Here is an 18,515-nt window from a genome sequence, read left to right as displayed (position 1 = left end):
ATAAATTCACTGACTTTTGCGTATACCCGAACGAATTTCGAACGACTTACGCCACAGTGTGGGTGATTAAAGAGGCCGGATTGTAATAATTGTACACTCCGGAGTCAATTCTCTTTCCTTATTTCCCGCTTTTTTCCGCATGGTTTCGCGTAAAAAACAGGCAGCGTTGACGCCGTAAGGCGACCGTTACTCGCTGGGGGTAAGAATTATACGGGCTGGTGGATAAAGCGCAAGGATCGCTCGGGATCTTTATTAGATCGTTTAAGCAGTAAAGCATCTTTACTCATTAATTTTTTCAATATGCGCGCTAAAACCTGCAGCACTTCTCCAGGATCGTTTACACTTAGCCGATTCTGGATCATCCTGTGGATAAATCGGGAAGAATCTGTGAGAAACAGAAGATCTCTTTCTCAGTTTACGCTATGATCCGCGGTCCTGATCGTTTCAATGGATCCTGATCGGGTAAAAATTGCAGATAGCAATTCGCACGTCACCCTTTGCATAGGGTCTTGTCGGTGTGCGTCAACAATCATGAATGTTTCAGCCTTTGTCATTTATCGACTTTTGTTCGAGTGGAGTCCGCCGTGTCACTTTCGCTTTGGCAGCAGTGTCTTGCCCGATTGCAGGATGAGTTACCAGCCACAGAGTTCAGTATGTGGATACGCCCGTTGCAGGCGGAACTGAGCGATAACACGCTGGCTTTGTACGCGCCAAACCGTTTCGTGCTCGATTGGGTAAGGGATAAATACCTTAATAATATTAATGGATTACTCAATAATTTCTGTGGAGCGGATGCCCCACAGCTGCGCTTTGAAGTCGGTACTAAACCCGTCACGCAAACGCTGAAAACGCCGGTCAACAACGTTGTTGCGCCCGCCCACGTGACTCAGCAAGTGCAACCACAACGTGCTGCTCCGGCGGCGCGTCCAGGCTGGGATAACGTCCCGGCTCCGGCAGAACCTACCTATCGTTCTAACGTCAACGTCAAACACACGTTTGATAACTTCGTTGAAGGTAAATCTAACCAACTGGCGCGCGCGGCGGCACGTCAGGTGGCGGACAATCCTGGCGGCGCCTACAATCCGTTATTCCTTTATGGCGGTACGGGCCTGGGTAAAACTCACCTGCTGCACGCTGTCGGTAACGGCATTATGGCGCGTAAGCCAAACGCCAAAGTGGTGTATATGCACTCCGAGCGTTTTGTGCAGGACATGGTCAAAGCCCTGCAAAACAATGCGATCGAAGAGTTTAAACGCTACTACCGTTCCGTTGACGCGCTGCTGATTGACGATATCCAATTCTTCGCGAATAAAGAGCGATCGCAGGAAGAGTTTTTCCACACCTTTAACGCCCTGCTGGAAGGCAATCAGCAGATCATCCTGACCTCGGATCGCTATCCGAAGGAGATCAACGGCGTTGAAGATCGTCTGAAATCCCGTTTTGGCTGGGGACTGACTGTCGCGATCGAACCGCCCGAACTGGAAACGCGTGTTGCGATCCTGATGAAAAAAGCCGACGAAAACGACATTCGTCTGCCGGGTGAAGTAGCGTTCTTTATTGCCAAGCGTCTACGCTCTAACGTACGTGAGCTGGAAGGCGCACTGAACCGCGTGATCGCCAACGCCAATTTTACCGGCCGGGCGATTACTATCGATTTCGTGCGTGAAGCGCTGCGCGATCTGCTGGCTTTGCAGGAAAAGCTGGTCACCATCGACAATATCCAGAAGACGGTGGCGGAGTATTACAAAATCAAAATTGCGGATCTGCTTTCTAAGCGTCGATCTCGCTCGGTAGCTCGTCCGCGCCAGATGGCGATGGCGCTGGCAAAAGAGCTCACTAACCACAGTCTGCCGGAAATTGGCGACGCGTTTGGTGGGCGTGACCATACTACCGTGCTTCATGCCTGCCGCAAGATTGAGCAGTTGCGTGAAGAAAGCCATGATATTAAAGAAGATTTCTCCAATTTAATCAGAACATTATCTTCGTGACGCTATGAAATTTACCGTTGAACGTGAACATTTATTAAAACCGCTTCAGCAGGTCAGCGGCCCGCTGGGTGGACGTCCTACACTGCCGATCCTCGGAAACCTGCTGCTGCAGGTTGCTGACGGCACCCTTTCGCTTACCGGTACCGATCTCGAAATGGAGATGGTGGCGCGCGTGGCGCTGATCCAGCCTCATGAACCTGGTGCGACCACCGTTCCGGCGCGTAAATTCTTCGATATTTGCCGTGGATTACCAGAAGGGGCGGAAATTGCCGTTCAACTGGAAGGCGACCGTATGCTGGTGCGTTCTGGCCGCAGCCGTTTCTCGCTGTCTACGCTGCCTGCCGCCGACTTCCCGAATCTGGACGACTGGCAGAGCGAAGTCGAATTCACCCTGCCACAGGCGACAATGAAGCGCCTGATTGAAGCCACGCAGTTTTCGATGGCGCATCAGGACGTGCGTTACTACTTAAACGGCATGCTGTTTGAAACCGAAGGGGAAGAGTTGCGTACCGTGGCGACCGACGGTCACCGCCTGGCGGTCTGTTCAATGCCTGTCGGTCAGCCGTTGCCTAGCCATTCGGTGATCGTACCGCGTAAAGGTGTGATTGAACTGATGCGTATGCTCGACGGCGGCGATAACCCGCTGCGCGTGCAGATTGGCAGCAACAATATTCGTGCGCACGTTGGTGACTTCATCTTTACTTCCAAGCTGGTTGACGGTCGTTTCCCGGATTATCGCCGCGTATTGCCGAAGAATCCGGACAAACATCTGGAAGCCGGTTGCGATATCCTCAAACAGGCGTTTGCGCGTGCGGCGATTCTCTCCAACGAGAAATTCCGTGGCGTGCGTCTGTATGTCAGCGAAAACCAGCTCAAAATCACTGCCAACAACCCGGAGCAGGAAGAAGCAGAAGAAATTCTGGATGTTTCCTATCCTGGTACTGAACTGGAAATCGGCTTTAACGTTAGCTACGTACTGGACGTTCTGAACGCGCTGAAGTGCGAAAACGTGCGTATTCTGCTGACCGATTCCGTCTCCAGTGTACAAATTGAAGATGCAGCCAGCCAGAGCGCGGCTTACGTTGTTATGCCAATGAGACTGTAATGTCGCTGACCCGCCTGTTGATCCGCGATTTTCGCAATATCGAAAATGCGGATCTCGCTTTATCTCCCGGCTTTAACTTTCTGGTAGGCGCTAACGGCAGCGGCAAAACCAGCGTGCTGGAAGCTATCTATACGCTCGGCCATGGTCGGGCGTTTCGCAGTTTGCAGATTGGCCGCGTGATTCGCCACGAGCAGGAGTCGTTTGTTTTACACGGGCGTTTGCAGGGTGAAGAACGTGAGACGTCGATTGGCCTGACGAAAGACAAACTGGGTGACAGCAAAGTGCGCATTGACGGCACTGACGGGCACAAGGTCGCGGAACTGGCGCACCTGATGCCGATGCAGTTGATCACGCCTGAGGGGTTTACTTTACTCAATGGCGGCCCCAAATACAGAAGAGCATTCCTTGACTGGGGATGCTTTCACAATGAAGCCGGATTTTTCACCGCCTGGAGTAACCTGAAGCGACTGCTCAAGCAGCGCAATGCAGCGCTGCGCCAGGTGAGTCGTTATGAGCAACTGCGCCCGTGGGATAAAGAACTGATCCCACTGGCGGAACAAATCAGCACCTGGCGCGCGGAGTACAGCGCCGGTATCGCGCAGGATATGGCGGATACCTGCCAGCAGTTTCTTCCCGAGTTTTCTCTCTCCTTCTCTTTCCAGCGCGGCTGGGAGAAAGAGACAGATTACGCCGAAGTGCTGGAACGTAGTTTTGAACGCGATCGCATGTTGACCTACACCGCGCACGGTCCGCATAAGGCGGATTTCCGCATTCGCGCCGACGGTGCGCCGGTGGAAGATACGTTGTCGCGTGGGCAGCTCAAGCTGCTGATGTGCGCCTTACGTCTGGCGCAAGGGGAGTTCCTGACCCGCGAAAGCGGACGGCGCTGCCTGTACCTGATAGATGATTTTGCCTCTGAACTGGATGATGCGCGTCGCGGGCTGCTGGCCAGCCGCTTAAAAGCCACGCAATCTCAGGTCTTTGTCAGCGCAATTAGCGCTGAACACGTTATAGACATGTCCGATGAAAATTCGAAGATGTTTACCGTGGAAAAGGGTAAAATAACGGATTAACCCAAGATAAAATGAGCGAGAAACGTTGATGTCGAATTCTTATGACTCCTCCAGTATCAAAGTCCTGAAAGGACTGGATGCGGTGCGTAAGCGCCCGGGTATGTATATCGGCGACACGGATGACGGCACCGGTCTGCACCACATGGTATTCGAGGTGGTAGATAACGCTATCGACGAAGCGCTCGCGGGTCACTGTAAAGATATCGTGGTAACGATTCACGCTGATAACTCCGTGTCCGTTACCGATGATGGCCGTGGTATCCCAACCGGTATTCACCCGGAAGAGGGCGTTTCGGCGGCGGAAGTTATCATGACCGTTCTGCACGCAGGCGGTAAATTCGATGATAACTCCTATAAAGTTTCCGGCGGTCTGCACGGTGTGGGTGTTTCCGTCGTTAACGCCCTGTCACAGAAGCTGGAACTGGTGATTCGTCGCGAAGGCAAAGTGCATCAGCAAACTTACGTGCACGGTGTGCCGCAGGCGCCGCTGGCAGTAACTGGCGAAACAGAAATGACGGGGACTCAGGTCCGTTTCTGGCCAAGCCACGAAACCTTTACCAACGTCGTTGAGTTCGAATACGACATTCTGGCCAAGCGTCTGCGTGAGCTGTCATTCCTGAACTCCGGCGTCTCTATTCGTCTGCGCGACAAGCGCGACGGCAAAGAAGACCATTTCCACTACGAAGGTGGCATCAAGGCGTTTGTTGAATACCTCAACAAAAACAAAACGCCGATCCACCCGAATATCTTCTACTTCTCCACTGAAAAAGACGGTATCGGCGTTGAAGTTGCGCTGCAGTGGAACGATGGTTTCCAGGAAAACATCTACTGCTTCACCAACAACATTCCGCAGCGTGACGGCGGTACTCACCTTGCAGGCTTCCGTGCGGCGATGACCCGTACCCTGAACGCCTACATGGACAAAGAAGGCTACAGCAAAAAAGCGAAAGTCAGCGCTACCGGTGACGATGCCCGTGAAGGCCTGATTGCCGTTGTTTCCGTGAAGGTACCGGATCCGAAATTCTCCTCTCAGACCAAAGATAAGCTGGTCTCCTCTGAGGTGAAATCGGCGGTAGAACAGCAGATGAACGAACTGCTGAGCGAATACCTGCTGGAAAACCCGTCTGACGCGAAAATCGTCGTCGGCAAAATCATTGATGCTGCGCGTGCTCGTGAAGCTGCACGTCGCGCGCGTGAAATGACCCGTCGTAAAGGCGCGCTGGACTTAGCGGGTCTGCCGGGCAAACTGGCGGACTGTCAGGAACGCGACCCGGCTCACTCTGAACTGTACCTGGTGGAAGGGGACTCAGCGGGCGGCTCTGCGAAGCAGGGACGTAACCGTAAGAACCAGGCGATTCTGCCGCTGAAGGGTAAAATTCTTAACGTTGAGAAGGCGCGTTTCGACAAGATGCTCTCTTCTCAGGAAGTGGCGACGCTGATCACCGCGCTGGGCTGCGGCATCGGTCGCGACGAGTACAACCCGGACAAACTGCGTTATCACAGCATCATCATCATGACCGATGCGGACGTCGACGGCTCGCACATCCGTACGCTGCTGTTGACCTTCTTCTATCGTCAGATGCCGGAAATCGTTGAGCGCGGCCACGTTTACATTGCACAGCCGCCGCTGTACAAAGTGAAGAAAGGCAAGCAGGAACAGTACATCAAAGACGATGAAGCGATGGATCAGTACCAGATCTCTATCGCCCTTGATGGCGCCACGCTGCACACCAATGCCAGCGCACCAGCCCTGGCGGGTGAAGCGTTAGAAAAACTGGTTTCTGAATACAACGCGACGCAGAAAATGATTGGCCGTATGGAACGTCGTTTCCCGAAAGCGCTGCTGAAAGAACTGGTTTATCAGCCGACGCTGGCTGAAGCCGATCTGGCTGATGAAGCGAAAGTCACTGCCTGGGTGTCCCAGCTGGTTAACGTACTGAATGAAAACGAAGTTCACGGCAGCACCTGGAACAGCTTTGTGCGTAAAGACGCTGAACTGAACCTGTTCGAGCCGGTGATCCGCGTGCGTACCCACGGCGTTGATACCGATTATCCGCTGGAGCATGAATTTGTGACCGGTGGCGAATATCGTCGTATTTGTACGCTCGGCGAGAAGCTGCGTGGACTGATCGAGGACGATGCGTTTATCGAACGTGGCGAGCGTCGCCAGCCGGTTGCCAGCTTCGAGCAGGCGCTGGAATGGCTGCAGAAAGAGTCACGTCGCGGCCTCGCTATCCAGCGTTATAAAGGTCTGGGCGAGATGAACCCGGAACAGCTGTGGGAAACCACCATGGATCCGGAAAGCCGTCGTATGCTGCGCGTTACCGTGAAGGATGCGATTGCTGCCGACCAGCTGTTCACCACGCTGATGGGTGATGCCGTTGAACCGCGTCGCGCGTTTATCGAAGAGAATGCCCTGAAAGCGGCGAATATCGATATCTAACATGTACCTCAGGCCTGCTCCTGTAGGCCTGATAAGCGAAGCGCCATCAGGCAGTTCGTTTACGTTTGCCGGCTCAGGCCTTATCCGGCCTACCATCGATTGTCAAAAGGGGAATCTCGATTCCCCTTTCTATCCCCCTTTTCGTAGCTGTTTTTTGAGCGGAATCGCGTTAGCATGAGGACGGACTCATTTAATCCGGGGAACTCATGGCTATCAAACTTATTGCTATCGACATGGATGGCACACTTCTGCTGCCCGATCACACCATTTCACCTGCGGTCAAAACGGCGATTGCCGCAGCGCGCGCGCGTGGCGTGAATGTGGTGCTGACCACGGGACGCCCGTATGCCGGCGTTCACAGCTATCTGAAAGAACTACATATGGCACAGCCCGGTGACTACTGCATTACCTACAACGGTGCGCTGGTGCAGAAAGCTGGAGATGGCAGTACCGTAGCGCAAACTGCGTTAAGCTATGACGATTATCGCTACCTGGAGCAGCTTTCCCGGGAAGTTGGCTCACATTTCCACGCCCTCGATCGCAACACGTTGTATACCGCGAACCGTGATATCAGCTACTACACGGTGCACGAATCGTTTGTCGCGACCATCCCGCTGGTGTTCTGTGAAGCCGAGAAAATGGATCCAGAAACCCAGTTCCTGAAAGTGATGATGATTGATGAACCGGAGATCCTCGATAAAGCCATCTCGCGCATCCCAGCAGAAGTAAAAGAGAAGTACACCGTATTGAAAAGTGCGCCGTATTTCCTCGAAATCCTCGATAAACGCGTCAATAAAGGGACGGGCGTAAAATCGCTGGCCGATGCGTTAGGTATTAAAGCCGAAGAGGTGATGGCGATAGGCGATCAGGAAAACGACATCGCGATGATTGAATACGCAGGCGTGGGTGTTGCCATGGGCAACGCTATTCCATCAGTCAAAGAAATCGCCAACTTCGTGACCAAATCCAACCTCGAAGATGGCGTCGCGTATGCCATTGAGAAATTTGCGCTGAATTAAGAAATTATGGGCAAGTGCCTTGTTTCATTTGCCCTGTTTCAGCCATGATTTGTGGTGCTGAATGGTCTCCCTGGGGAATATGCGCCACGCCGCTGCGCATAATCCATTTACGGGAAAATGCTGACGTGAGTGCCCGGCTTTTCAGGATTTTGCCATACAGTTTGAGACGTATTTTTCGGGTAGCTTTACGGTAAGCGTGATTCATATCTGGCGTATCCCGCAGCAGTACCGATTTGAGGATCTCCGCGCTGTCCAGCGCATAGCTAATCCCTTCCAGCGAGCTGGCGCTGATAAAACCGGCCGCTTCACCAATCAAAAATGCGTTGTCCTCTCCGCAGACAAAGTCTTTCCAGCGTGAGGGGAACAGAACCGTACATTTTTCACTTTTCACCGGTTTGCCGAACTGGAAATGGAATGCTTTCAGCTTCTCCTTCAGCGCGTCAAAGCGTGCCTGTCCGTCCTTCATGGGGTAGGCGCCACCAAAGATAAAATAGCCATCTTTGCTGATACTCCATGAATAACAGTCAGTTGCATCGTTATCAAAAATACAGGAATAGAACGGCACAGGATGTTTCTCCGCAAACCATTGTTGAATAGCGACATATTTACGGATTTGGTGCTGGGGATAGAGATGACGGCGCACCAGTGAATTCGCACCGTCTGCCCCCACTAGATAACGCGCGGTGATCTGCTGCTCCCAACCGTCGGCGCGGAAAATAACATGCCATTTATCGCCCTCGCGCCAGATTTTCCGACACAGGCTGTCGTGGTACACCTGCACATCATCAGGGATGAGAGATTTAAGCCATAAATCAAAAGCATGGCGGTTGATATTAATGTAGCTGCGCTGGTAGTTACGCGTCAAAGAAGCGGCAACATCAACCGTTTTAACGCTAAAAATCTGCGGGTTGGCGATGACATCAACGGGTAAGGTTATACCATCGCGGATAAACGAACGCTGGGCGTCTGGGGCCAGCAGACCGCCGCAGGGTTTAGTGAAACCTTCGTTGCCGCACTGGCGTTTTTTATCCAACGCAATCACGCGCATTTTTCCGCTCAACTGCCGCGCCAGCCCTGCGCCTGCCGGACCTAATCCGATAATCGCCACGTCAAAATGTTCCATCTTTCTGTCCGCAAAAATGAAGATGGCGATACGCTAAAGCCTGAAAGTGAAGTGCTTGTGAAGTATGATTGCTTTAATCGTCTTGTATCAGGGCATCTCATGAAGCAAATCACCTTTACGCTGCGTAATCATCAGCTTACCAATATTAACACCTGGACACCGGACAGCCAGTGGCTGGTCTTTGATGTGCGTCCTTCTGGCACCTCCTTTACCGGTGAAACAATTGAGCGCGTCAATATCCATACTGGCGAACTGGAGGTGATTTACCGGGCTACTCAGGGAGCGCACGTTGGCGTGGTGACCGTTCATCCAAAGTCGGAAAAATATGTATTCATTCATGGGCCTGAAAATCCTGATGAAACATGGCATTACGACTTCCATCATCGTCGTGGGGTGATTGTTACGCAGGCTGGGGTGGAGAATCTGGATGCGATGGATATTACCGCGCCGTACACGCCAGGCGCGCTGCGTGGCGGGAGTCATGTGCATGTCTTTAGCCCAAACGGTGAGTTTGTCAGTTTCACCTATAACGACCATGTTTTGCATGAGCGCTCGGCGGCGCTGGATTTACGCAACGTCGGCGTGGCTGCACCGTATGGGCCGGTGAAGGTCTCCGCGCAGCATCCGCGTGAATACAGTGGCAGCCATTGGTGCGTGCTGGTGAGCCAGACGACACCAACGCCAAAACCGGGTAGCGATGAGATTAACCGTGCCTATGAAGAGGGCTGGGTAGGAGAAAACAGGCTGGCGTTTATCGGCGATACGTTGTCAGTGAATGGCGAAAAAGTACCGGAATTGTTTATTGTCGATTTGCCACTGGATGAAAACGGCTGGAAACAGTCGGGGGACGCGCCTCTGGAGGGGACTGACATGACCATGCCTGCGCCGCCATCCGGTATTTGCCAACGTCGCCTGACGTTTACCCATGAGCGCGCTTTCCCGGGGCTGGTGAATCAACCTCGCCATTGGGTACGCAGTAATCCAAAGGCGTCTGAGATTGCGTTTTTAATGCGTGATGACAGCGGTATTGTGCAGCTATGGCTGATTTCCCCACTGGGGGGTGCACCGCGTCAGCTTACCCAATGCACTACGAATATTCAGTCAGCCTTTAACTGGCACCCATCGGGGAAATGGCTGGGATTTGTACTGGAGAACAGAATTGCTTGTTGTGATGTTCAAACGGGCGAGATTGATTTTTTAACGGAACGTCATGGTAACCCGCCGTCGGCCGATGCGATCGTCTTCTCCCCTGATGGTCGACAGGTTGCGTGGATGGAAGACGTCGAGGGTTTCCACCAGCTGTGGGTGACTGAAACCGGGCGTTAACTTATGGAGCGGACATTTCTGCCGGGGGAATAACGGCGTTCGTGGCCTGGGTTCTCTCCTCGCTCTTTTCTACGCGGGATCTCACCGAGCTATCTTTGCGAAAGAGATCCCACGGAAGCAATACCGTATCCAGGACTGCGGTAAAAGGCATATCCAGAATCGCCAGTGACTTGGTTCCCCAGTTCGTATCACTTTCGCTAATCATTGTGGCACTGGCTCGCGTGCCAGGATATGTCCCTTCTTTGCCACCGGTATGCGACATGATGCTGGAACAGCCGCTTACAAACGCTATCCCACTACACATCGTCAGTGTTACCAACATTTTTTTAATCATCATTTATTCATCTGTATTTATCGTGTTTGCATGGTGAGTTAAAGCGATCCGTTGCGAAAATAACATCACCATTTCGTCGCACTGTGGCGGCCATCGCGATTTAACGAGAACAACTGCTCCCCCCAGTGTATGCAATAGACAACAAACTGCAAAAAAAGTCAGATGAATACGCTTGAAAAGTTTGTATTAAGACCCATTTTTAGAGTGTAGACAAATGAAGGGCATGCCTGATGGGTGTCCTGGCTACCTGACCTGTCCATGATGGAAGGTCAATTATTCTCGCTGATTTCAGGAGCTATTAATTATGCGTAACTTTGATTTATCCCCGCTGTACCGTTCTGCTATTGGTTTTGACCGTCTGTTTAACCTGCTGGAAAACAATCAGGGCCAAAGCAATGGCGGCTACCCTCCGTACAACGTTGAGCTGGTAGACGAAAACCATTACCGCATTGCAATTGCCGTTGCCGGTTTTGCCGAAAGCGAACTGGAAATTACTGCCCAGGATAATCTGCTGGTGGTGAAAGGCGCCCATGCGGACGATCAAAAAGAACGTACTTACCTGTATCAGGGTATTGCCGAGCGCAACTTCGAACGTAAGTTCCAGTTAGCGGAGAACATTCATGTTCGCGGCGCAAACCTGGTAAATGGTCTGCTGTATATCGATCTTGAGCGCGTGATTCCTGAAGCGAATAAGCCGCGCCGCATCGAAATCAACTAATTCTATAGGCCGCTTCAGGCGGCCTTGCTAAGTCATCGGCTTGCCGTCAGGGAGCCGAAAGGTACCTACTCGCTTCTTAGAAGGAGATTATTATGCGTAACTACGATTTATCCCCACTGCTGCGTCAATGGATCGGTTTTGACAAACTGGCCAATGCTTTGCAAAACACCGGTGAAAGCCAGAGCTTCCCGCCTTATAACATCGAAAAGAGCGATGATAACCACTACCGCATTACCCTTGCGTTAGCCGGTTTCCGCCAGGAAGATTTGGATATTCAACTGGAAGGTACGCGCCTGACCGTGAAAGGTACGCCGCAGCAGCCGGAAAAAGAGACCAAATGGTTGCACCAGGGGCTGGTCATTCAGCCGTTCAGCCTGAGCTTTACGCTGGCTGAAAATATGGAGGTCTCCGGCGCAAGCTTCACTAACGGCTTGCTGCATATCGATTTGACCCGGAATGAACCTGAAGCCATTGCTCCACAACGTATCGCTATCAGCGAACGTCCCGCATTAAATAGTTAAATAGCTCCATGCCTTTGCCCCGCCAGAAATGACGGGGCTTTTTTGTGCTTTACCACCCATACATTGCGACTGTACTCTGCGAGAATCCATTTACTTAATGATGTTATTCACAGGGAACAAGATAATGAGTGATATAGCATTGACGGTCAGTGTTCTGGCATTAGTGGCAGTTGTCGGATTATGGATCGGCAATATAAAAATACGTGGTGTGGGTTTTGGCATCGGAGGCGTGCTGTTCGGCGGTATTATTGTCGGGCATTTTGTCGATCAGGCAGGGATGACCCTGAGCGGCGACATGCTGCATTTCATTCAGGAATTTGGCCTGATCCTGTTCGTCTACACCATCGGTATCCAGGTCGGACCGGGCTTTTTTGCGTCATTGCGCGTTTCGGGCCTGCGGCTGAATCTGTTTGCCGTGCTGATTGTCATCATGGGTGGCCTGGTCACCGCGATTCTGCATAAGCTTTTTGCCATTCCTCTTCCCGTGGTACTGGGTATATTCTCCGGGGCGGTCACCAATACCCCGGCGTTGGGAGCCGGGCAGCAAATTCTGCGCGATCTGGGTACCCCTGGCGATGTGGTAGACCAGATGGGGATGAGCTATGCCATGGCTTATCCTTTCGGCATTTGCGGAATTTTACTCACCATGTGGCTGATGCGCCTTATTTTCCGCGTTAACGTCGATGCTGAAGCCCAGCAGCATGAATCCACGCTAACCAACGGGCATGCACTGATTCAGACGATGAACATCCGTGTGGAAAACCCAAACATCAATAATATGGCAATTCAGGATGTCCCGATTCTGAACAGCGACAAAATCATCTGCTCGCGTCTGAAACGTGACGAGACATTGATGGTGCCGTCGCCAGGGACAGTTATCCAGATGGGCGACCTGCTACACCTGGTCGGGCAGCCAGCCGATCTGCACAACGCGCAGGTGGTGATTGGTCAGGAGGTGGACACATCGTTGTCGACACGCGGGACTGATTTACGCGTTGAGCGCGTGGTGGTGACCAACGAACAAGTGCTGGGTAAACGTATCCGCGATCTGCACTTTAAAGAACGTTACGACGTGGTGATTTCCCGCCTGAACCGTGCGGGGGTTGAGCTGGTAGCCAGCAGCGACGCCAGCCTGCAATTCGGGGACATCCTCAATCTGGTTGGGCGCCCTTCGTCGATTGACGCCGTTGCCAATGTTGTTGGTAACGCGCAGCAAAAACTGCAGCAGGTGCAGATGCTACCGGTATTTATCGGTATCGGACTGGGTGTTCTGCTGGGGTCAATCCCGCTGTTTATCCCGGGTTTCCCGGTGGCGTTAAAGCTGGGGCTGGCCGGTGGGCCGCTGATTATGGCTTTGATTCTTGGACGTATTGGCAGCATAGGTAAGCTGTACTGGTTTATGCCTCCCAGCGCTAACCTGGCGCTGCGAGAGTTGGGTATCGTACTGTTTCTCGCGGTGGTTGGTCTGAAGTCAGGCGGTGATTTTGTTCATACACTGACGCAGGGCGATGGTCTGAGCTGGGTGGGCTACGGTATTTTCATTACCGCGATTCCGCTCATTACCGTGGGCTTGCTGGCGCGGATATTCGCCAAAATGAACTATCTGACGCTGTGCGGCATGCTGGCCGGCTCAATGACCGATCCTCCTGCGCTGGCGTTTGCTAACAACCTGCATGCCACCAGCGGGGCGGCAGCGCTCTCCTACGCCACCGTTTATCCGCTGGTCATGTTCCTGAGGATTATCACCCCGCAATTGCTGGCGGTGCTCTTCTGGGGAATGGGTTAAAGCGTTAAACCCAGTCTAATAAATTGCTCTGCTGGAGCGTCGCTCTCTTTTAGTAGACGTACCAACAGGGCAATCATCCGCTCCTCCACCTCTTTATCATCGATTGGCGTAAGCTGTTGCGGGTCGGTGTGCAAATCGAACAACAAATGGCCCGTGCGATTGATTCCTGGGTATTTCTCTCGGGACGGAATACGCAACGTTTTAACCCCTTTGGTAAAGCTAAATGGAGGGGACAGTGTTAACGACTGTAATTCCGCCACATCAAAGCGAGTATTCATCTTGATTGGCATCAGGGTGTAGTTCGCAATGTCATTCTCACGTCCGGGTAGCGCCGCGCGCATATAGACATAGCGGCCATCGGTGACATTGACATGCCCACTGAAAACGCCAAACAGGGCCGCATCACGGACTGGAGTGTCATCCGCAAGGATTTTCGCCAGTGGATGACCCTGCACATCAGCAGGGATTGGTTGGTTAAAGAACTCCAATAGTGTCGGCGCCCAGTCAATCATCTGAACCAGAGCGTTACGTTGAACACCCCGCTGACCACCACGTGGGTCCCAGATAAATAAAGGATTGTTTGCCACTTCGTTGTAGTACGGCATCTGATTTTTTGCCCACCACCCATGCTCTCCAAGTAGGAAACCATGGTCGGTACCGACAATGAGCATCGTGTCGTTCCACATGTCAAAACGGTCCATCAGGTCGAGAATACGTCCCAGATTGCGATCGCACATTGACACAAGGGCCCGATATCGGCAGCGAATATGCTTTACCGCCTCTGCGCTTTCTTCAACCTTGCCCCTGGGCCAGTCGTAATGTGGGCCATCCCAGGGATCCTGATACAAGGAGAGATACTCTTCGGTTGTATAAAAAGGTTCATGCGGATCGAAGGTTTCGACCTGCAACAACCAGTTGTCCTGTTTAGCGTTTTTTTCGAGGAATTCACATCCCGCGGTAAAGACGCAGGTTTGCGGGAAGTCTGCTTCCTGCTGTATGTAATTTCGGTTTACCCAGTCATGTCGCCATAACCCTGAAACACCTCCACCGGTCTGTTTCTGGGGCACGCGTAACACCTCAGGAATAGCGGGATCTGCAACACTGGCTTTCCAGTGATCGCCTTCCTGACCACGAATGATTTCCCAAGAGCTGTAGCGGTTATGATAGTTACCACCGCCGTCCTCCCAATAATGCAGATGGTCACTGATTAGATGTGTGTAGATCCCCGCTTTTTTCAGTAACTCTGGCATTGAGTCGTCAAATGGCTCCAGTGGTCCCCACTCCCTGTGCAAAAAGTTATGTCGACCTGTGTGCAATTCTCGACGGGCTGGCATACAGGGCATGCTGCCAACATAACTGTTGTTGAACGTCGTACAGTGTGCGGCCAGGCGTTGGAAGTTGGGAGCCTGGGTGATCATATCGCCATAAGGTGGCAGATAATGTTTATTCAGGCTGTCGAATAGCAGGATAATCGCTTTCATCACTGCTCCTTACCGGGCAGATAACAAGTGTGGGAAATGCGCCTCAATCACCGCGTAAATCTGCTTACCAATGGTTTCTCCGTCCATAATATTTTCGATGGGTATAAGGTATTGACCATGGCGCGGATCCAGACTGACGACATCAATCAGTTTTTTTGAAATGGCATAGATATCAGCCCATTCAGTAAATCCACCTACTTCGCCTGCTGCTGTATGTTCCATCGCAAATTCGAACTGGAAATCATATTTAGCCAACGCTTTTTTGACGACCGTCTGTAACATTACGCTACTCCCGACACCATAGCCGCAAACAAACAGAAGGTTAATTTTGTCTTTCATGACGATATCCTTTTTATGCAAAGTTAGTTAGCCCGCGTAAGGGCCCAGATTGAATACAGTGGCGATCAGTTTTAGTAATTCGCAAATGGCAGGCCATAATGTCGCCCAGTCAAATATTCCGGTCCAGCCAACCCCTTCTGCTGCCAGACCTGTTAAGGGAATTGCCCATACTGTGCCGAAGGTTTGAATTATCCCCAGCAGGAATGTACAAATGATAACGGAGCGATAACCTCCCATCCGGTTGGCTAAAACACCAATAGGACCGCCAGAGAAGAAAAGGGGCACAAAACCAGGTAATACCATAATAGGGCTTTTGGTAATCAGCAGGATGCCCATCGAAAATATGGTGCCGAAGGTGCAGAAGATGAATCCAAGCGTGGCTGCATTTGGTGAAAAAGGTAATAAAGCGGCAACATCTACTGCCGGAATTGCATCGGGAATTAAACGATCTTGCCAGCCTTTAAAGGAGGTATTTATTTCCCCAACCATCATTCTCACACCCTGCAGGAGAATGACCATATACATGGAAAACTGCAGTCCGAGGTTGATAATATAGATATACCAGGGTTTACCTTTTGCCATCAATTGAACATTTTCAATACCGGTCGACAGCAGAAATCCGCCGACGAACAGCGTCATCACAATGGCAATAGCGGTTACATTATGGTTAAAAATAGCCAGCCAGCCGGGCAGCTTCATGTTTTCTGCATCCTGTTTTTCGGCATCGCCAAACAGGTGGGCAAATTTTGAAAAAAACCAGATCCCGAGCATCTGATTATGGGCGATAGTAAAACCGGCATTATTGGTGATTTTCGCAACGGGTTTAGCGATTAACGTTGTGGCAAAGGCCCAGAAAATACCCGTTAAAACACCAGCAATGATGATTGATTGTACCCAACCAAAACCTAACCAGAATACGATCAACCAGAGTACGGCCTGCGAGTGGGAAACTCCGGTGTTACCGGTTAAGAAGATCCCTTTTACACGTGTATAGCGGCCAAATAATACCAGCAAAAGGTTTGTGAAAAAGGCCAACACGAAAACGTAGCCCACATAACCAAAGTTATCCCCGAGAGCAATTTGGGTGGCGGCTTTCATGGCATACGAATCCATTAAATAACCATGAATACCGTAAGATTTACTGACTGCATCAGCGACAGGCTTAAAGGTGGCTGAAAATTGGAAGCCGCCAAATAACACCATCATCAACCCAACCATCGCGCTGACCATACCAGTAATAATTTTAATTAGCGGTTTTTTATCAAGGGCATACCCCAAACCGACTAACAATCCTATTAGAATGGCGGGTTCTGTTAGAAAAGATTGTATTACATCGATAAATTCAGAAAACATAGTTCAGTCAACCTCCATGATATTCGCTTCCAGATCAAAGTTGGTGATACTCATTCAGTAACGGACGACTATTTGTTTCTGTGACATATTTTTATGAATCTAAAATCACTCTAATAATCAAAATTGCTCATTAAAAGATTGTTTGTGATTTTTTGTGATTTAATTTGCAAAAATACCATGATCATAACCATCATTTATTTAATTGTTTTAAATATATTTAATTTGTATTTATGTTTTACTTTTAAATAAAACTTGCGTAGTCATGTATTTTATTTATATTTCATAATTGAATATTTATGCTTTAATTATTTGTGGTATTTATTTTTATTGAATTAATAGTGTGGTTTTATATTGGTTGTTTCATTTTGTGCACTTATCCACATAAAAAACCAACATGAGATGTAGGTTTGTTTTTGCGAAAGTCATTACATTCTGTTTTTTTATAAAAAGGAATAGAAAATGAGAGCAACGTATACAGTGAAAATAAATCCTTACAATCAAAACAAACTTTGTGCATTAATTTCATTGGAAAATATAGAAGCGGTAAGGTTTGATTATACTGTTCATGGTAAAACATCAAATACAGACTTCTATTACAGTACTGACGAATATACTTCTCACACACAGGTCATCGTTGTTGGCTTGTATGCTGACTATTTGAATACTGTCGAGATCAATACTTACACGGCGGACAATGAAACCACCACCTTCACGGTAACAATTTCAACAGAGGGTCAGGACTACGGTGATGTGCCTCTGGCGCTGACAATCAATATTGACGACAGCGAGATGGCGGAAAGCACCTTGGGACAGGGCTGGTTTGTCACCAGTGCCTGGAATGGTTATGACATTAATGGCGATCTGCGCATTACCGGTCTCTTCCCCTGGATGTACGGTAACCTGAAGATTATAGACAATGCGTTGTGGTCAGCGTTGGCCAGTGAAACGTATGATCCTGATAAGCATGCATTTGCCCCCACTTTGTATCGTTTTAACCTGGCGGGTAACGTCTCGCAAACCTATACCGCACCTACTGGCTATGGTTTTCATCACGACATCACTACAGATGAGAAAGGTAATCTTTGGTTGTTGGGTTCGTTGCTGGATAACTGGAATGATGAGCAAAAGCTGGAGTGTGTAATTTATAAATATGACATCGCCAGTGGGGGGTTACTCTGGCAGCGCGATTACTCTCAGGAGTTTTTGGGAGCCACGGTACTGGATAATACTGATGCCAACGATGTACATTTTAATAGCCTCGAATATGTAAAAGAAACCAATCAGTTAATCGTCAACTCACGTTCAAGCTGCACTATTATTGGCCTGAACATTGACTCAGGCGATCCTGAGTGGATTATTGATAATCCGGATTTTCCGGTGTTGAATAGCACACTCAATTTGAGTGTGGTGAATATCGACGATTTTAACTATCCCAACGGAGAGCATGCGGTTTTTATTACTCAAAACAGCAAGTATCAAGCCTGGCGGGGTGAAAATAAGTTTGTCCTTTCTCTCTTTAACAATAATTCCTGTGCGGATGAGAGTGGGAATGAGTTGGTTCGCATTATTGAATCTGATCCCGTCTCTTATACTTCAGCCGCGCTTGATTCCCTACCTACCATTCTTGCTGTCGATTTAACCGCTGCAACGGTAGAACAATTGGATCAGTTTAGTTTTCCAGGGCAACGTAGTGAGCTTACATCGTCGGTCTTTGATGTAGGTAATGACTATTACAATGTCTATTTTGGCGCAGAACAATCCTTCTTCGTCTTTGATACAAATAACAATATTGGCCTCTCTATTTACAATATTGATACGGGATTAGGTTATCGCGGCCGCATCTTTTCGTATGAGGAATTACGCTCACTGATCTAACGATTTCATCTTTTACTACATTATTCTGCAC

Annotated in this window: 15 protein-coding genes and 1 other annotated feature; of the genes, 10 read left to right on the top strand and 5 right to left on the bottom strand. The window is 50.2% G+C overall.

The annotated features are described in order from the left end of the window. Positions 1-584 precede the first annotated feature (584 nt). From dnaA to yidA, 5 genes are all read left to right on the top strand, one after another. Positions 585-1,988, top strand: a complete 1,404-nt coding sequence (gene dnaA, locus E6P06_RS27380; RefSeq protein WP_003023861.1) for a chromosomal replication initiator protein DnaA — start codon at positions 585-587, stop codon at positions 1,986-1,988. A gap of 4 nt (positions 1,989-1,992) precedes the next feature. Further along, positions 1,993-3,093, top strand: a complete 1,101-nt coding sequence (dnaN, locus tag E6P06_RS27375; RefSeq protein WP_003023863.1) for a DNA polymerase III subunit beta — start codon at positions 1,993-1,995, stop codon at positions 3,091-3,093. Continuing rightward, positions 3,093-4,166 carry a DNA replication/repair protein RecF gene (gene recF / locus E6P06_RS27370; RefSeq protein ID WP_003023865.1) on the top strand — a complete coding sequence of 358 codons (1,074 nt, stop codon included), beginning with the start codon at positions 3,093-3,095 and terminating at the stop codon, positions 4,164-4,166. The genes dnaN and recF overlap by 1 nt, the downstream gene beginning before the upstream one ends. A 28-nt stretch (positions 4,167-4,194) precedes the next feature. After that, positions 4,195-6,609 (top strand): DNA topoisomerase (ATP-hydrolyzing) subunit B, encoded by a 2,415-nt coding sequence (gene gyrB, locus E6P06_RS27365; RefSeq protein ID WP_003844435.1) that lies wholly within the window; start codon positions 4,195-4,197, stop codon positions 6,607-6,609. 206 nt (positions 6,610-6,815) lie between these two features. Beyond that, positions 6,816-7,628, top strand: coding sequence for a sugar-phosphatase (yidA, locus tag E6P06_RS27360; protein WP_139935889.1), 813 nt, complete (start codon positions 6,816-6,818; stop codon positions 7,626-7,628). Between the two features lie 4 nt (positions 7,629-7,632). Here the strand turns inward: yidA and cbrA are convergent, their stop codons facing one another. Further along, a complete protein-coding gene (gene cbrA, locus E6P06_RS27355; RefSeq protein WP_139935888.1) occupies positions 7,633-8,751 on the bottom strand; it encodes a colicin M resistance lipid reductase CbrA in 1,119 nt (372 codons plus the stop codon). A 99-nt stretch (positions 8,752-8,850) separates the two neighbouring features. Here cbrA and E6P06_RS27350 point away from each other — a divergent pair, with 99 nt between their 5' ends. Next, positions 8,851-10,077 (top strand): DUF3748 domain-containing protein, encoded by a 1,227-nt coding sequence (locus E6P06_RS27350; protein WP_139935887.1) that lies wholly within the window; start codon positions 8,851-8,853, stop codon positions 10,075-10,077. Between the two features lies 1 nt (position 10,078). On the opposite strand, the gene E6P06_RS27345 is transcribed toward E6P06_RS27350, so the two are convergent. After that, a complete protein-coding gene (locus tag E6P06_RS27345; protein ID WP_168199062.1) occupies positions 10,079-10,411 on the bottom strand; it encodes a YceK/YidQ family lipoprotein in 333 nt (110 codons plus the stop codon). 238 nt (positions 10,412-10,649) lie between these two features. Further along, positions 10,650-10,722: a sequence feature (ROSE (Repression Of Heat Shock gene Expression) occurs in the 5'-region of heat shock genes and acts as an RNA thermometer to modulate expression.), on the top strand. On the opposite strand from E6P06_RS27345, the gene ibpA reads away from it, so the two are divergent. From ibpA to E6P06_RS27330, 3 genes are all read left to right on the top strand, one after another. Continuing rightward, positions 10,716-11,129: a small heat shock chaperone IbpA gene (gene ibpA, locus E6P06_RS27340; protein ID WP_003023882.1), complete on the top strand. Its 414-nt coding sequence runs from the start codon at positions 10,716-10,718 to the stop codon at positions 11,127-11,129. (Overlaps the previous feature by 7 nt.) A gap of 92 nt (positions 11,130-11,221) precedes the next feature. Beyond that, positions 11,222-11,650: a small heat shock chaperone IbpB gene (ibpB, locus tag E6P06_RS27335; protein WP_003840609.1), complete on the top strand. Its 429-nt coding sequence runs from the start codon at positions 11,222-11,224 to the stop codon at positions 11,648-11,650. A gap of 124 nt (positions 11,651-11,774) precedes the next feature. Continuing rightward, complete coding sequence (locus tag E6P06_RS27330; protein WP_003844438.1) at positions 11,775-13,436, top strand: putative transporter; 1,662 nt, start codon at positions 11,775-11,777, stop codon at positions 13,434-13,436. On the opposite strand, the gene E6P06_RS27325 is transcribed toward E6P06_RS27330, so the two are convergent. Genes E6P06_RS27325 through E6P06_RS27315 form a run of 3 tightly spaced genes read right to left on the bottom strand, consistent with a single transcriptional unit; the run spans position 13,433 to position 16,609 of the window. After that, the gene (locus E6P06_RS27325; protein WP_139935885.1) at positions 13,433-14,917 is read right to left on the bottom strand and encodes a sulfatase; all 1,485 of its coding nucleotides are present in this window, start codon (positions 14,915-14,917) and stop codon (positions 13,433-13,435) included. The genes E6P06_RS27330 and E6P06_RS27325 overlap by 4 nt on opposite strands. A 9-nt stretch (positions 14,918-14,926) precedes the next feature. After that, complete coding sequence (locus E6P06_RS27320) at positions 14,927-15,256, bottom strand: PTS sugar transporter subunit IIB (protein WP_003844441.1); 330 nt, start codon at positions 15,254-15,256, stop codon at positions 14,927-14,929. A 27-nt stretch (positions 15,257-15,283) separates the two neighbouring features. Further along, positions 15,284-16,609: a PTS sugar transporter subunit IIC gene (locus E6P06_RS27315; protein WP_139935884.1), complete on the bottom strand. Its 1,326-nt coding sequence runs from the start codon at positions 16,607-16,609 to the stop codon at positions 15,284-15,286. 459 nt (positions 16,610-17,068) lie between these two features. On the opposite strand from E6P06_RS27315, the gene E6P06_RS27310 reads away from it, so the two are divergent. Then, a complete protein-coding gene (locus E6P06_RS27310; RefSeq protein WP_054528909.1) occupies positions 17,069-18,484 on the top strand; it encodes an aryl-sulfate sulfotransferase in 1,416 nt (471 codons plus the stop codon). Positions 18,485-18,515 lie beyond the last annotated feature (31 nt).

Origin of the sequence: Citrobacter sp. CF971, assembly GCF_006385635.1 — a bacterium.
Taxonomy (GTDB): domain Bacteria; phylum Pseudomonadota; class Gammaproteobacteria; order Enterobacterales; family Enterobacteriaceae; genus Citrobacter; species Citrobacter freundii.
This window is presented reverse-complemented; position numbering and strand designations above follow the sequence as displayed.